Source organism: Anabaena azotica FACHB-119, from assembly GCF_014697625.1.
GTDB classification, from domain to species: Bacteria; Cyanobacteriota; Cyanobacteriia; order Cyanobacteriales; family Nostocaceae; genus Trichormus; species Trichormus azoticus_A.
The window spans coordinates 35,782-49,637 of sequence record NZ_JACJSG010000055.1 but is presented as its reverse complement, the minus strand read 5'-3'; the positions used below and the strand labels follow the sequence as shown (position 1 = coordinate 49,637).

Here is a 13,856-nt window from a genome sequence, read left to right as displayed (position 1 = left end):
GTTAGTTATCAGGTGTTAGGTGTTAGTTGTCAGGTATCAGGTGTTAGTTGTTAGGTATCAGTTGTCAGTTGATAGTTGACAGTTATCAGTTGTTAGTCGTCAGTTGATAGTTGTCAGTTGATAGTTGACAGTTATCAGTTGTTAGTCGTCAGTTGATAGTTGACAGTTATCAGTTATCAGTTGTTAGTCGTCAGTTATCAGTTGACAGTTATCAGTTATCAGTTGTTAGTCGTCAGTTATCAGTTATCAGTTGTCAGTTGTCAGTTGTTAGTTGTCAATAGTCATGGTACAGGGGAGAAGGACGGACTGTCCTGTAAGGTTACATTTGTGCTAAATGGTTATTTTAATTTTGCGGATCAATTCTTGTTAACTGCACCAATATAGCCCCAAGCTGATTTAATGCAGCGTTCGTGGTTCGCTGGTTTTCCTCAAAGTTTTGCTGGTGTTGTTCAAAGTTATGTTTTAATTCTTCGTGGCTATCTCGTAACTCTAACAGTACATCATTTAATATTGCATCCCTAGCCAATACAGAGTTAACATTACTGGTTAGCTCACTGACGTTATCAGTTAAGTCATCCACCTTATCAGTTAGGTTATCTACCTTGTCAGTTAGATTGTTGAGTTTGTTGGTTAATGCTGCTATGGCTTCAGTATTCTGGATTGCCAGTAATTCAATTCGGTCTAGTCTGCTTGGCTGGTCTGGTGTGCTGGTCATAGCAATTCTCATCTCAGGGGAAGCGAATCAAAATAACAAAAGTTGTATACACCTTACAGTATAAGCTTTTTAGCTTATGAGTTGGTTCATTTCGTTTCAGCTTAGGGCGAGTGAAGCGGGAGCGATCGCTTGTATTACGATTACTCACGATGCAATGGACAAGGCCGCACAGGGCCGTGTGTTGGGTTAACTTCACACTTTCCCTTATCTTTCCCTGTTATGGATACAGACGCTTATTATATGTCTAATAAACACTTACAATAATTGTCTGTATAAATAATTGAAAATCAAGTAAAAAGCATTTTGCTGTTAGCATAAAATGAGGATAGAGAATTTTAGCTAATCTTTGTGGTTTGGAGATTTATCAATGTCACTTATAGAAATTAATCAACCACAAACAGTCACAATAAAAGCAAGAGAACGTTGGAACGAAACCAAAATTTATCTTGAAGTAAATGCTACATACTTATTGGAAGTACAAGGTGAGCAATTTTGGTATGATTGGCACATAAAATCTGACGCTAATGGCTATACAGAGCCATCTTTACGTTATGTTGAATTTTGGCGAAGAAGCCCTAGTAATAAATGGTTTGCCTTAATGGGAAATATTAACCGTAAGGATAACTTAAGCTTTTTAATAGGAAAGAAAATAACGTATACACCAACAATTAATGGTGAGCTTTTTTGTTATGCTAACGATTTATGGTCCATGTATTGGAACAATACAGGTCAACTTTTATTAACTATCACAAGATTGACTTAACAACTTTGTTATTTTTATGATTCAGGATGCAGGGGACAAGGCCGCACAGGACAATGTACTGGTGCTATCTCGAACATCTCCTTATATTGATACAGTGTCAGATTATACTCTGTTGCAAACGCCTGCAATACTTTATCAGTGTAAGCCCGAATCTTACCCGCCGTGAGTCCAAAGCAGTGAATCGGCTCCAAACGGCAGATTGGTTTTTGTCCCAGCCATAGCTCTGCACCCAAGGCGTGTAAGGGTTTATCTCCAGGTTCCTTGTAAAGATACAACACGGCGAAATATGTTTCTGGCGGTTCAACGGCAATCGCCTCAATTTGTGCCGAATCCTCCTTACTACTGTTCCGGTAAAATGAACGGCGATTGTGACAAACCTTCGGATTCCAGCAGCCATCACCCTCTGGCCCGTGCAGCACCTTAGCCTTAGCTGCTGGTAACTTGGCACACAGTTGACACTTAGGATCAAGTGGCTTAGGCATAGGCTACTCTGCTTCTTCCCCTATCGCCCGATAGTAAGCAGAGATCGCCGCCTCTTGTTCACTACGCAAAGTATAGCGCCGAAACGCTTTCTCACTTTGATGCCCCGTCAGTTTCCGCGCATGACTGGGGTCAACACCCAACAGCAACAACTCAGTGGCGTAGGTATGGCGGAACTGGTGAGGGTGTAAGTCCTCAATACCAGCTAATTCACCAATTTTCTCCACCGCAAAATATACCCCGTGATAACTGAGCCGTTCGCCTTTATATGATGCGTGGTGTGAAATCATCAACGGGGTGAGACTGTTTAGTTCTTCGCCTTGTTCGCTGCGCGATCGCAAATACTCTTCTAGTACGTTGCGGCTATCTTTTCGCAATGGTACTAGCCGGGGTTCATTGGTTTTAGTATCAGGCAAGAACAGCAACTTACCATCGAACGAGCCAACATTTAGCTGTACAATTTCCCCAGCGCGGAGTCCGTGAGAAAGAATGTGGACGAGGGCTGTGTCCCGTTGCTTTGTTTCTCCTAGCATCTCTAATGCTGACCATACCCGCGCCATCTGTTCATCAGTCAGGCTTTGGGCTGGAGGTAATGGTACTTTCTCCAATTTGATACCCAGTGTGGGATTAGTAGCGATTATTTCAGGATATGTGTAGCACATCCACTTGAAAAAGCTTTTAAGTGCGGCGATCCCTGCATTGATACTAGCTTTTGACAGGGGTTTTCCTGCATCAGTTTTGACTTCATCCCGCATATATTCCTTGTACAACCCAAGGTGACGCGGACGTAGTTCGTGATAGTGCAGTTGCGTCCATCCCAAGAATCGCTTTAGTTCACGTTCGTACATTTTGCGGCTGTTTGGTGCAAGGTTGGTGCTGCGTAGGAACTCTAGCACCTTGAGCCAACGTAGGTCTGTGGGGGGTGATGTTTTCGCTGCCCTGCTTCTAGATTGTCCCTGTGTTGATGGCGCTTGATCTTGAAGATGGATCAACTTGATTGGTGGTAGCTTGTCAAGCTGGTTCGGGTTCATCATGTCGGGTGCGATCACTTGCGTTGCACTGTGGAACTAACACCCAAGCATTGTACGTGATTGAAGGTAAAATCTGTTTACCTCGTCGCCAAAATGCTGATAAATCTTAGTGCTGACCCGAACTGTTGACAAAACATTGATACGTTATGTAAACGAATAATCAAAATGTAGATATTGATGATAATGAACAGCTAATATAAGGTATAGGCTAGAAGTATATTCAAACGCCTATATTCGCCACATTCCCCGTAAAGACTTTCTCGTAGCTTTCATAAGTCAGCAACGGACATTAGATGTCCGAAAACTGTTGTTGTCAAAAACTCTATATTTTAATCGTAGTTTTTATCGTACAAAAGATAATTGATTCTTATTTTGTTTTTGTTAATACAAGTGTACTAAATAAACCATAACTTGAGCATCTGCGATGGCGTAATCGCCTGCCGTAGGCGATCGCTCTTGAAATAAGAGCGAACATATAACCCCACCAGCACTGCCTCATCGCTGATCAAAGTTCGGTAGTACAAAACTACTACTAACAAATATAACTAAAATTATTAGCAATTAACTAATACTATTGTACTAGTTAATGAGCAGAATTTCGCCCACCACCTAGATACTACCTCGCCTCGCATGACGGTTACTATCTCCGTAGCATCTAGGTTGTATCAAGGTTATTAAAAATGTTATCAGCAAAGATTTATAGCTGTTTCACCTAGATGACTAAGCAATCTATATTTATGTATAATATGCAGCATTTTTACTGCACTATCAAGGTAGTATCTAGGGCAAAGCCGCCTCAACCTGTGTGGGTTACTGAGTCAGGCTCTGTATGAGAAAATTGTTCGTAGTTTTAAACAAATAATGTACAGACTCTCAATTAAAGTAATGCTCTTAAAGCAAGCGTTTTAACCATAATTAGCCTTAAGATTTACTTTATGAATAGTCTCTGATTTAATTAAGCTAAGGCTATTAAGTTAGGCAGAGTCTTGACACTCACAGACTAAGGCATTTTATATGGTTAAAACAGTAAGTCTGGCAAACAAAATACGGAATAAATTACAAAATCTGGTTAATAATTTCCCAAAAATTGTCTGGAAAGTTAAAATTTTACTAAATTTACCAATACCAAAAATTGTAAATCTAGTAAGTACAAATAATCTTACCTATCTTTCCAAGAATGCTCTAAATGATTTATTTGAATGTGTAACTGAAATAGAAAAAAAAGGTCTTAATGGCATATTGATTGAAGCTGGTTGTGCATTAGGTGGTTCAGCTATTGTAATAGCTACAGCTAAGTCAAAATGGAGGCCGTTGTTCGTTTATGATGTCTTCGATCTGATTCCACCGCCAACACAAAAGGATGGTACTGATGTTCAAAAACGATATGAAGTAATAAAAAGTGGGCAATCTCAAGGGTTAGGAAACGATATTTACTATGGCTACCAGAAAAACCTACTAGACAAAGTTATCGACAACTTTCGCACATATAATTTGCCAGTGGAAGAGAATAATATCCACCTTGTAAAAGGGCTTTTTGAGGATGTACTGCTTGTTGAACAGCCAGTAGCATTAGCACATATAGATGGAGATTGGTATAGCTCTGTTATGACTTGCTTACAACAGATTGAACCTCACCTTATTGCAGGTGGTGTTTTAATTATCGATGACTACGATCATTGGTCAGGATGTCGTCAGGCAGTTGATGAGTACTTTGCAGACAAGCAAGACAAATATATGTTTGTACGTAAATCTCGTTTACATATTGTACGAAATTAAATTTTTAAAAATTGATAAATAATTCTTTAATATACATTGGTTGATAAATTGTGATATTTCTTTTTCCTAGTGATTACTTCAATCCCAAAAAGGCGGATACAGCTTACTTGGAGCAAGTGGCTTGTATGCAAAATGCTGGGTTTGAAACTAGAGTTATTTCCTTGGAATCGTTGGGTTCTGGTTCGTCAAAAATTATTCCCGTCCCAACTCCTAATTCAAAAGTGGTCTATCGGGGTTGGATGCTCACGCCGGGAGATTATGAATTATTAGTTAGTGTCGTAGAAAGTTCAGGGGCAAGTGTTTTAACTTCTTTAGCTGAGTATCTAGCTACACATTATTTAATTAATTGGTATGGGCTAATTACTGATTTAACTCCAGAGACTAAATTTTATTCGCTCGATGATGATTTAGAAAACCAGTTGAACCAACTTGGCTGGAATGGATTTTTTATCAAAGATTATGTTAAGTCTCTCAAAACCTCAGTTGGTTCCATCATTAATCAACCAGAGCAAATCAAAACAGTAGTTGCCCAGATGCAAAAATTCCGAGGCACGATTGAAGGAGGTATTTGTGTGCGACGGATTGAAGATTTTGTTAGAGAAACTGAGAAGCGTTACTTTGTTTTATCTGGTAAACCTTTTGCTGCTTCACCAGATGAAGAAATTCCAGAGATTGTTTTTGAGTGCGCCAAACGGATTGAAAGCCAGTTTTTCTCTGTTGATGTAGTGGAACGTAGCGATGGCATTAAGCGAATCGTAGAAATTGGTGATGGGCAGGTGTCAGATATTGTTGGATGGACGGCCGAACGTTTTACTCAAATTTGGATTGACAACTAACAACTCTCCTAGCCTATACTTGGCATACTTGTATCCAGCATCTATAGGGTGCGATCGCCAACGCCGGAGTTAGCTGCCCAACGCATTAATGTTGCGCCCAGCAACTAGCTTGACCATACCTCACAAATCAAAATCTAGCGTAAATGTATCTTCATCTGGTTTTTCCGGTGTTTGGGGTGTAGGGGTAACTGGCTGTTGCTCTGACTGTTGTGGTTGTGCTTGGATTTGGTTGACAGTTACCGGGGGTGGGACTGGTGTTTGCAGTCCCCCTAGTTGCAATGGAAATGCGCCCCTCTTGAAGGCAAAGTAGCAGTCAATGATAAAGTACAGCGTTTCGAGATAACTTTTATCCAGGTTTTGCGATTCTAGAAATATGCGTCTGCGGTAGCTGTCGCGGATGCGAACTCTCTCTGGCGAGTTGTCTTGTTCTTTTCTCATTTTTCACCTCACCTGGACTTACTAGTTCTTGCTGGCAATGGTTTTCGCCATTTCTAGAAGCCCCACGGCATTCGCTTCTACTGGATTGTCTAGTACCTTGAATCCGTTTTTCTCCAGCAGCTTCGTGAATCCCGGTAACAGACAACCACCACCTATCGCCCAGAGTTCATCGCCTGAGTGCTTGGCATCAAGTGCCAAATTCACTGCTTTCTTTAAGTATTTTTCATACCAATCTTTTAAGCAAGCAATGTAAATTTCTTTAATGTCGATGTCGCGGCTATAGCGAGTATGCCCCATCTCCAAGCAATAGCGAATCTTGGCTGGATCTGCGACTTTGCCACCATTGAGGTGCTTCATCTTCTGGGCAATGTCATCAATGAGAACTTCAACACCTGTTGGGTATGGGGTATGTACTTCTCGCTTGCCCTGGTTGTAACGCGAAAACAAAGTTGTACCATTACCAAAGTCCAGCACCGTTAACTTTTTGGGTAGTGGTTGTCCGAATAATGCTCCCATTCCTTCTGGTATTACCTTCAGCACTTCTACCTTCACCTCTGATGGCTTGCCTGCAAGTATCGGCTGATATTCTCCATTTAGTACTTGCTTTATTTCTTCTGCTAGACCAACATCATGTAAGCTGACCACCATCTTCAAATGCCATGCTTTACGGTGTGGCAGATGTGCCAGCGCTCCTAACAAAGTAGTGAGTGCATTCTTGACTTTGTTTTCATTGCTGTCGGTGTTGCGTTCAAAATGGGTTCCGGCACGGAAAGCTGATTCGCCAACTGTGTAAGCCTTACCCTCAAACTCAACCCTTCCTGGTACATCTTCCATGTCAGCCGTAGAAATGTAGCTGGGTATGCGAACGACATCAAAGCCTTCGACTAAAAGTTTGAGATTGCCGTAGCCGTTATCGAACCCTGCGGGAAATATTTTTTGTAAACCGTGAACATTTGTCATAGGGTTAATTTTGATACGAAATTTGATAGCAGTATAAATATCCTAAAAACCAACTAAATATACCCTATATGGGTACTAAATTAAACGAAAAAGCCTTTAATTATTTTTGTGATATATTTATACCCTATATGTACACCACAAAAATTTATGATTCAAAGTTAATTTATTTATTTTTTTTAAATTATTAGTTGACCCAAAACATATTGGGTCAAAAATAGGAGGTTGGGAGTAGTGACGACGGCATTGGACTGAGCTTGAAAGTCCGAATGGTGCAATCATCTTGAAAAGACGGGGCTTGTATCGATAGCGGTTTTTTAATGCTCTCTCTTTGCCTGAACCGCACACCCCACACCCCGCCTCAACGGGGCTTGGTCAATATTAAAAATCAGAGAAAAGTTCTTCACTTAATCAAGAATTAGTCCCGGCTAGGTTAAAATTCTTTTTCAATTACAATCGGTAATAGGAACAAAGCCTTGACAACAAAATTTGTAACACTGACTTCGTTTAAAGGAGGGGTGGGGAAAACTACCTCAGCAATTTGTCTGTCTTGCCTGTTTGCTCAGGAAGAACGCAAGGTTTTACTGATTGATTATGACCCTAACCGCTCGGCATCAGTTTGGAGTTCTCGCAATCAGCTGCCATTTAAAGTAGCTACAGAAAACACTGCTAATCGAGTAATGGCGAAAGAAAAATTTGATTTTATAATCATTGATACACCAGCAAGACCGACTTCTGAAGAAATAAAAGAGCTAGTTGATGGATGCGATTTACTGCTTGCTATTACAACTCCCTCTGCTCTTTCAATAAGCGCTTTGAATATGATGGTGCAAAGTTTTCCACCAAAAACGAAATTTTATGTTTTACTGACGGTTGTACCTCCTTCATCAGAGCCTGATGGTGAAATTGTGTTTCATACGCTAAGAGAGCAGGGATTACCAGTATTAGAACAGGGAATCCAGAGGTTGAAAGTTTATGAACATGCAGCTGCTGAAGGGAAACCAGTTTACGAAATCAAAAGAGGAGGCAAAAAAGCATGGGAGGATTGGAAAGCACTAGCAAAACTACAACCAATCAAAGAATTGCTAACTTAAAGCAGATTTTAAGCTTCACGCCTGAATTAGAAGAGAGCGGCATTAATCATCACGAATCAAGCCAAAATTCTCCTGTAATTTTGGTACATCGCTCTAAAATACATTTAACGTTTAGTTTCGCACCAGAGGGTCAACCTGTAAGGTACTACTACGATATAGAAGAATTAAAAGCGTGGGCATTAAATGACTTAAAACCGAATGGTATCCTTTCTCCCTTGTGGATTCGTCCGCTTAATAATGAACAATCTGATGAATATGAACTAGTTGCGGGTAAACGTCGTTATCATGCTTCTGAATTTGCAGAAATTGATATGTTACCTGTGCGAATATTTAATTGGAATGATTTAGAAGCTTTTAAAGCTTCTATCACAGAAAATAAAAATCGTCGAGACTTTAGTGCATTAGAAGATTTAGATGCAACGCTTAAACTTCTCGCCATAGCTATCGAAGGAACTATTGAGGAAGCTATAAGCCTTTTGTATCAAATGGATAATCTCAAACGTCGTTCAGGAATTGAAAACGTTTTAGATCATCCTCAATATAACAACATTCAATCTGTATTTGATTTTTTAGGTGGAATTAGCTGGGAATCTTTCGTTAAAAGCCGATTACCATTACTTAAAAAACCTAAAGAAATTTTAGAATCTGTGCGTCAAGGAAAGATTGAATACACTAAAGGATTAGAAATTGCCAAAATTAAAGAACCTGAATTGAGAAAAAAAATTTTAGCAAAAGCAATTTCTCAAAAGCTTTCGCTAGCAGAAATTAAAAAATTTATTCAGTCTCATAAACCAAATTCATCAAATGTAGTTCAAGAGCGCTTAGATATAGCTTACAAGCAATTCAAGAAATCACTGAAGAAAATGGAGGCTAATCCAGAGCGACTTCAGCAAGCAGAAAATCTTTTATCCCAAATAGAAGAATTTTTAAAAGAATAGTGACCCAAAACGTTTTGAGTCATGAAGAGAATTATCTTTGATTAGAAAATGATATACAAATCTCAAGCTATAGTACATATGTCCTAATTAGAGATTCGTTCATAATCAAATACAATCTCAATGCTTCTGGTCACTTATCCCAGAAGCTCTTCGTTAGCTTAATGAATAATCACCTCACGCTTGAACCTACTAGTTTCCTGATACAAGTAACGTAACATCCCAAGTGTAAAGACCTTTTTCCCCTGGCACTCTGGAGAATCGTCCTGTGCGATGACCACGCGACAATTCATTTAGCACACTAGTTTTGACTTCTTGACACTCCCCCGTTTATAAAACGGGGGATTCTTGCATCTTCGGGATTCCAATGAATTTACCCTCAGCAAGCATCTTGACCGTATGCCCTACGGCTGCAAGTCCTCTAACAAGAACTACTTGAGCGGCGGCTACATCTCTATCAGTGGTATAGCCGCAATTTGAACAAACATGAGTACGTTCTGCCAACTCTTTCTTACCTGTCTCAACACCACAATTAGGGCAAATCTGGCTAGTTTTGCGACTGTCTACTTTCTGAAAATAGACACCACGTTTAAAACAGATTTGCTCTAAGATGTTGAAGAATTGACCCCATCCTGCATCTAAACAATGCTTGCCTAGCATCCCACGGGACAACCCGACTAGATTCAAATCCTCAACAAACACCATCCCAATATCATTACAGATTTGATGAGACAGTTTCCTATGCCAATCCTTGCGGCAATTAGCAATATACTCATGAAATTTTGCCACCTTTTTTTGGGCTTTGTGCCAGTTGTTCGAGCCTAACTGTTTTCTGGAAACACGCTGTTGCAGCAATTTAAGCTTGCGTTCGGCATCTACAAAAAACCTCGGACGTTTGACAGTTAACCCGTTAGAAGTAGCAATAAAGTTTGTTAACCCGACATCAATTCCTAATGCTTCACCTTGTGGCGTTGGCTGGGGTACGGATACATCCCATTGCACGATGAGCATGACATACCAACCAGAGGCACGTTTAACAATACGAGCTTGTTTAACCATGCCACCATCAGGTATTTCTCGTGATTGACGAAATTTAACCCAGCCAATTTTAGGCAGTTTAATTCTTCCTTTCTCAATTGAATTAGCCGCTAACTGTGGAAATACAAAAGAGCGCATCTTCCCTGGTTTTTTAAATCTGGGGAATCCGTGTTTTTGTTCCCACATTGCCACAAAAGCTTTCTCAAGACGTTTCAATGTCTGTTGTAAAACCTGTGCCGAAACTTTCTTAAGTTCAGGATATATCTTTTTGGCTTGGGTTAACCTTTCGGATTGATTAAAATAAGTTGGTCGTGGTGTATCAGCAGGAATTATGTATTCAGAGTGTAACGAACAAGCATTAATCCGACAAGAACGAGATTTAATCCAATCTTTGCGCTCTGCTAGTGCATAGTTATAGACACGGCGACATTGTTCTAGCCAGTCTTCAAATATAGCAATTTGGGCGCAATTGGGTTTAAGTTTAAATTCGTATGTCAGATTAAACATTTGAACTATCTCCGAGTTCTTGCTAACTTTCGATTACCCCACTAAATAACTAATTGCCATTTGATCCAAAGAGGCAATCCGATTCCTAATTCTGCGCGGAGGATTGTTAAGGAATTGCTTTAAATCCTGGCTTCTAACTTGATAATGATGAGTGCTAGGTTTTGTTCCCTTGAGCCAACCCTTTTTAACCCAGTCTGCAACTGTACTACAATCAACTTGCAGAATTTCAGCAATATATTTGCAGCTATAGTTGTCCAGGGTAGGCCGCACTGAGTAACCCAAAGAACGGAGTTTTTTTCTGATACCTTCAAGTGAGCGTGTATACCCTCGTCTTTTAAGGCGGAAAGCGATTTGTTGAACTGTGTAAATTTCTGCCATCTCTTCAAGGGTAGTTAATTCTTCTTCACTCCATTTAATCCTCATAGCTCAACCTCAAGAACTCATCAAAATCAAAACAGAATTAATATTTTGTAGGGCAACTCAATGAAGAATCCAGAAGTCAGAATCCAGAAGTCAGAATCATATTCATCATTTGTAAATTTACAAATTCTGGCTCCTGAGTTCTGAGTTCTGTTTTAGTGAGTCACCTTTACTGAAATCTTCAATACCAGGGGTTCAGACCATCACTCGCACTAAGTCTTCTTCCCTGACCAAAGAAAAGCGATTGAACGTGGACGTACTCTTGATAAGCATTGGTGAGCGCCACTCCACGAGGTAGAACCAAGTTTTATCTACAACCTGAAGACCCAACACCAAACGCTGCTTTGTCCCTGGCGCATCATTAACGAGCATCACGCGATCGCCAACTACATAAGCCGGTTTTCTCACAGTGTTCGCTTCCATGCGGCCAGTGCCAATAATCTCTTGTTTGATAGTCTGTACAATTTCATCCTTAAGGTCGATGAGATAAACCCACTCGCCTTTGCTCCACTGGAATCCACTACAATAACCGAATGTCCGCAACGGTGTGAAATAAACCCGTTCCCATAAGTTCACCTCAACTGGAGGAATTTCCCCACGCCAAGGCGGGGACAAATACCAACATCTTTCTAACTCGTTGATCTGTTCTGTCATACTTTCCCCTTGAAAAGATGATTAATCGCCTCAATGTCAAGTGCCTCAATGCGTTTTTTGATTTGTTGTGGAGGGTTTTCTAAAAACTCTTTGAGGTGGACTATGCCAATCTCGTAATGCTTCGGGCAACGCCTGTTTACTTTGAGCCAGCCCCGGTTTATCCAAAGACGGACAGTAGACAAATTAAGATGGAGAATACTAGCAACTTGATGACATTTATAGTTGTATGAATCGGATATCTGTTTAGTCATGCTTGTACTAAAATGTTAAATTTATGAATACTAGAACTCGCCCGAATTAAGAGTGATAAATTCAGGCGAGTTTCTTCTAATCAGAAACATTGACAGTAGCAGCAGATTGTTGATTAGCTTCTAGTTCTGACTGGAGATAAGACAGTGCAGTTTGAGCGTCACCAATCGTTAAATCAGGGTAGTATTCCAACTTGATAAAGTCTGGATGTTGAGCAATTTTAGAGATGAGGTATTGGGTGACACTCACTAAATCAACTAACTTAACTTCACCTTCGCCCATGACAGTATCTCCTAATACTTTTGCTTGTTGATAATCAACAGTCAGGAACCATTAATGTTTATGAGTTTTAATGGCTTTGGTTCCTGACTACTGGTTACATCTGGTCGATAATTTGCAACAAAAATCCGCGTCCCGTATTCTGCACTTTGACTAAATTTCTATCCAACAAAGACTGAATGACACCTCTAGAAAAGCCGAGAGTATGCAAAGGGGCAGAACCGCCTTGGCAACGTAGAGAGTACAACAAATTTGCAACAGTCAAATTAGAGGCGTGTTTCTTCCGTTTAGCCATCGTTCGCTGCTCCCGTGATCACCACTAATTGCTGTTGAAGTGCTTCAATTTGCTGTTGATGTTGCTCAAGTTCAGCCTGTATCTTTGCCTGAACTTCTGTCGCAGAAAGCTGTTCGATTTGGTCATCAAAGCAATAAAGCACTTCTTGGGAGTTCTTATCAGGTAAAATAGCGTAACGCCAGCCCTGCCCGTATTCATGGGCTAATAATGTGCCTGGAGGGTTGTACTCCATGCCAATAATTAGACCCTGCTTTGTCCATTGTCCAGGCACGAATCGGGGGTAGTCCCAGCCCTGGGGAATTGATACTGTCGGTTGCATAGATGAATTGATGGTAGTAAGGGTATGAAGGGATGCGATCGCTCTTTATTGGGTGAGATGAGCGATCGCTATGAGAATTACGCTGCGACTAAATCACAATCTGGCTCATACACCGAAAGTCTTTGCCAGTCTTGAGCCGTTAACATCTCAAACGGCAGGTCTAGCAACTGCTCACAGTCGTCAACTTCTGCATCGCCTGACTCGGACACGGGTACAAGCGCTCGTACAGCATCAAATACCGAGTTAGAATACTGGGGTTGACCTAAGCTACCTAGCATTACCCACCAATTCCCGTTAGTGCATCCGACCTGTCCTAGCTTGTGGTCGTCCTTATATATGCCGTTATCTAAAATTTCAAAACCGTACTTTTGGCACTCGTTGAAGATATGCACCATAATTCGGTTCTCGGAAGAGGCAACGGTGCAGGGGGCAGGGTGCAGAGGGGAAAAGTCTTCTTCCTCAAATGGCTTCTGGACGGGTAGCATACCTTGCTGATAGGCTTGTTTGACGTAGCTGTGGCATCTGGCGGGGGTGGTGTCGCGGTAAATCTCCTTGCCGTTGATGATGACTCGCCAGTATAAATCTTGATAATTGTCGTGGTCGTACTCAATGCTGGCGATTAGTTCACCATCAACGATTAGTTCTTGATCATGGAAGGAGATTTCTGTAACTCTGGGAACTTCGGGATATTCGACTGGTGCAGGTAATGGGGTTGGAAGTGAACCATCTTTGTGATGCCATTCTACGTAACGCAGGCATCGGGCGATGGTGTTGTGGCGGAAAATCTCGTTACCTTGCACCATGACAACCCAGCGTTGAGTCACGAACTCGGCGTTATCGTAGGTGATGTATGCAATCAGTTGATTACCAGCAAAGATTTCAAAGTGCTGCGAGTGAATTTCTTGGATTGTCAGGCTTTCGGGTGCTACAGTCTGGGCTTGGGATTCCAGGTGGCTGTATAGTTCTGCTTGTGCTGCGGCTTGTTCCTGAATTGGGGTGCGGTTGCCGCTTTTTGGCGCTTGCTTGCGGTCGGTAATATGAGTCATAATAGAATCCTCTTGCAACAGAGT

19 protein-coding genes are annotated in these 13,856 nt (G+C 41.0%); 5 read left to right on the top strand and 14 right to left on the bottom strand.

From position 1 onward, the window contains the following. Window positions 1-343: 343 nt before the first annotated feature. Entirely contained in the window at window positions 344-715 is a 372-nt protein-coding gene (locus tag H6G83_RS29120) for a hypothetical protein (RefSeq protein WP_190478594.1), read from the bottom strand. A gap of 367 nt (window positions 716-1,082) precedes the next feature. Here H6G83_RS29120 and H6G83_RS29115 point away from each other — a divergent pair, with 367 nt between their 5' ends. Continuing rightward, complete coding sequence (locus tag H6G83_RS29115) at window positions 1,083-1,478, top strand: hypothetical protein (RefSeq protein WP_190478592.1); 396 nt, start codon at window positions 1,083-1,085, stop codon at window positions 1,476-1,478. Between the two features lie 14 nt (window positions 1,479-1,492). Here H6G83_RS29115 and H6G83_RS29110 read toward each other — a convergent pair whose 3' ends face one another. The 3 genes from H6G83_RS29110 to H6G83_RS29100 all read right to left on the bottom strand — a co-directional run bounded on the left by H6G83_RS29110 (window position 1,493) and on the right by H6G83_RS29100 (window position 3,528). Further along, entirely contained in the window at window positions 1,493-1,960 is a 468-nt protein-coding gene (locus tag H6G83_RS29110; protein ID WP_190478590.1) for a hypothetical protein, read from the bottom strand. Between the two features lie 3 nt (window positions 1,961-1,963). Continuing rightward, window positions 1,964-2,992 (bottom strand): tyrosine-type recombinase/integrase, encoded by a 1,029-nt coding sequence (locus H6G83_RS29105; protein ID WP_390823064.1) that lies wholly within the window; start codon window positions 2,990-2,992, stop codon window positions 1,964-1,966. A 392-nt stretch (window positions 2,993-3,384) separates the two neighbouring features. Next, complete coding sequence (locus tag H6G83_RS29100; RefSeq protein ID WP_190478588.1) at window positions 3,385-3,528, bottom strand: hypothetical protein; 144 nt, start codon at window positions 3,526-3,528, stop codon at window positions 3,385-3,387. Window positions 3,529-4,003: 475 nt separating this feature from the next. On the opposite strand from H6G83_RS29100, the gene H6G83_RS29095 reads away from it, so the two are divergent. Continuing rightward, on the top strand, window positions 4,004-4,765 hold the full coding sequence (locus tag H6G83_RS29095) for a TylF/MycF/NovP-related O-methyltransferase (RefSeq protein ID WP_190478586.1): 762 nt from the start codon (window positions 4,004-4,006) through the stop codon (window positions 4,763-4,765). Window positions 4,766-4,815: 50 nt separating this feature from the next. Further along, on the top strand, window positions 4,816-5,601 hold the full coding sequence (locus H6G83_RS34875; RefSeq protein WP_190478585.1) for an ATP-grasp domain-containing protein: 786 nt from the start codon (window positions 4,816-4,818) through the stop codon (window positions 5,599-5,601). A 120-nt stretch (window positions 5,602-5,721) separates the two neighbouring features. Here H6G83_RS34875 and H6G83_RS29085 read toward each other — a convergent pair whose 3' ends face one another. Next, a complete protein-coding gene (locus tag H6G83_RS29085; RefSeq protein WP_190478583.1) occupies window positions 5,722-6,039 on the bottom strand; it encodes a hypothetical protein in 318 nt (105 codons plus the stop codon). 21 nt (window positions 6,040-6,060) lie between these two features. Next, window positions 6,061-6,999, bottom strand: a complete 939-nt coding sequence (locus tag H6G83_RS29080; protein ID WP_190478580.1) for a ParM/StbA family protein — start codon at window positions 6,997-6,999, stop codon at window positions 6,061-6,063. Window positions 7,000-7,472: 473 nt separating this feature from the next. Here H6G83_RS29080 and H6G83_RS29075 point away from each other — a divergent pair, with 473 nt between their 5' ends. Together H6G83_RS29075 and H6G83_RS29070 are read left to right on the top strand one after the other, a co-directional pair. Continuing rightward, complete coding sequence (locus tag H6G83_RS29075; RefSeq protein ID WP_190478579.1) at window positions 7,473-8,090, top strand: ParA family protein; 618 nt, start codon at window positions 7,473-7,475, stop codon at window positions 8,088-8,090. Further along, a complete protein-coding gene (locus H6G83_RS29070) occupies window positions 8,033-9,028 on the top strand; it encodes a ParB/RepB/Spo0J family partition protein (RefSeq protein WP_190478577.1) in 996 nt (331 codons plus the stop codon). The genes H6G83_RS29075 and H6G83_RS29070 overlap by 58 nt, the downstream gene beginning before the upstream one ends. Before the next feature lie 327 nt (window positions 9,029-9,355). Here H6G83_RS29070 and H6G83_RS29065 read toward each other — a convergent pair whose 3' ends face one another. The 8 genes from H6G83_RS29065 to H6G83_RS29030 all read right to left on the bottom strand — a co-directional run bounded on the left by H6G83_RS29065 (window position 9,356) and on the right by H6G83_RS29030 (window position 13,832). After that, complete coding sequence (locus tag H6G83_RS29065) at window positions 9,356-10,570, bottom strand: RNA-guided endonuclease InsQ/TnpB family protein (RefSeq protein ID WP_190478575.1); 1,215 nt, start codon at window positions 10,568-10,570, stop codon at window positions 9,356-9,358. Window positions 10,571-10,603: 33 nt separating this feature from the next. Further along, complete coding sequence (locus tag H6G83_RS29060) at window positions 10,604-10,993, bottom strand: MerR family transcriptional regulator (protein ID WP_190478574.1); 390 nt, start codon at window positions 10,991-10,993, stop codon at window positions 10,604-10,606. Window positions 10,994-11,185: 192 nt separating this feature from the next. Then, window positions 11,186-11,644, bottom strand: coding sequence for a DUF1392 family protein (locus H6G83_RS29055; protein WP_190478572.1), 459 nt, complete (start codon window positions 11,642-11,644; stop codon window positions 11,186-11,188). Continuing rightward, entirely contained in the window at window positions 11,641-11,895 is a 255-nt protein-coding gene (locus H6G83_RS29050; protein WP_190478569.1) for a MerR family transcriptional regulator, read from the bottom strand. The genes H6G83_RS29055 and H6G83_RS29050 overlap by 4 nt, the downstream gene beginning before the upstream one ends. A 76-nt stretch (window positions 11,896-11,971) precedes the next feature. Next, the gene (locus H6G83_RS29045; protein ID WP_190478567.1) at window positions 11,972-12,175 is read right to left on the bottom strand and encodes a hypothetical protein; all 204 of its coding nucleotides are present in this window, start codon (window positions 12,173-12,175) and stop codon (window positions 11,972-11,974) included. 94 nt (window positions 12,176-12,269) lie between these two features. Continuing rightward, the gene (locus tag H6G83_RS29040) at window positions 12,270-12,467 is read right to left on the bottom strand and encodes a hypothetical protein (protein WP_190478566.1); all 198 of its coding nucleotides are present in this window, start codon (window positions 12,465-12,467) and stop codon (window positions 12,270-12,272) included. Continuing rightward, on the bottom strand, window positions 12,460-12,786 hold the full coding sequence (locus tag H6G83_RS29035) for a hypothetical protein (protein ID WP_190478564.1): 327 nt from the start codon (window positions 12,784-12,786) through the stop codon (window positions 12,460-12,462). Before H6G83_RS29035 ends, H6G83_RS29040 begins: the two co-directional genes overlap by 8 nt. 77 nt (window positions 12,787-12,863) lie before the next feature. Then, complete coding sequence (locus H6G83_RS29030) at window positions 12,864-13,832, bottom strand: hypothetical protein (RefSeq protein ID WP_190478562.1); 969 nt, start codon at window positions 13,830-13,832, stop codon at window positions 12,864-12,866. Window positions 13,833-13,856: the final 24 nt, after the last annotated feature.

Coding starts and splice junctions, on each gene's coding strand:
- H6G83_RS29110 (WP_190478590.1), bottom strand. CDS start 1,960: ATGCCTAAGCCACTTGATCCTAAGTGTCAACTGTGTGCCAAGTTACCA.
- H6G83_RS29060 (WP_190478574.1), bottom strand. CDS start 10,993: ATGAGGATTAAATGGAGTGAAGAAGAATTAACTACCCTTGAAGAGATG.
- H6G83_RS29105 (WP_390823064.1), bottom strand. CDS start 2,992: ATGATGAACCCGAACCAGCTTGACAAGCTACCACCAATCAAGTTGATC.
- H6G83_RS29080 (WP_190478580.1), bottom strand. CDS start 6,999: ATGACAAATGTTCACGGTTTACAAAAAATATTTCCCGCAGGGTTCGAT.
- H6G83_RS29055 (WP_190478572.1), bottom strand. CDS start 11,644: ATGACAGAACAGATCAACGAGTTAGAAAGATGTTGGTATTTGTCCCCG.
- H6G83_RS29070 (WP_190478577.1), top strand. CDS start 8,033: ATGGGAGGATTGGAAAGCACTAGCAAAACTACAACCAATCAAAGAATT.
- H6G83_RS29050 (WP_190478569.1), bottom strand. CDS start 11,895: ATGACTAAACAGATATCCGATTCATACAACTATAAATGTCATCAAGTT.
- H6G83_RS29095 (WP_190478586.1), top strand. CDS start 4,004: ATGGTTAAAACAGTAAGTCTGGCAAACAAAATACGGAATAAATTACAA.
- H6G83_RS29085 (WP_190478583.1), bottom strand. CDS start 6,039: ATGAGAAAAGAACAAGACAACTCGCCAGAGAGAGTTCGCATCCGCGAC.
- H6G83_RS29115 (WP_190478592.1), top strand. CDS start 1,083: ATGTCACTTATAGAAATTAATCAACCACAAACAGTCACAATAAAAGCA.
- H6G83_RS29120 (WP_190478594.1), bottom strand. CDS start 715: ATGACCAGCACACCAGACCAGCCAAGCAGACTAGACCGAATTGAATTA.
- H6G83_RS29065 (WP_190478575.1), bottom strand. CDS start 10,570: ATGTTTAATCTGACATACGAATTTAAACTTAAACCCAATTGCGCCCAA.
- H6G83_RS29035 (WP_190478564.1), bottom strand. CDS start 12,786: ATGCAACCGACAGTATCAATTCCCCAGGGCTGGGACTACCCCCGATTC.
- H6G83_RS29040 (WP_190478566.1), bottom strand. CDS start 12,467: ATGGCTAAACGGAAGAAACACGCCTCTAATTTGACTGTTGCAAATTTG.
- H6G83_RS29030 (WP_190478562.1), bottom strand. CDS start 13,832: ATGACTCATATTACCGACCGCAAGCAAGCGCCAAAAAGCGGCAACCGC.
- H6G83_RS29045 (WP_190478567.1), bottom strand. CDS start 12,175: ATGGGCGAAGGTGAAGTTAAGTTAGTTGATTTAGTGAGTGTCACCCAA.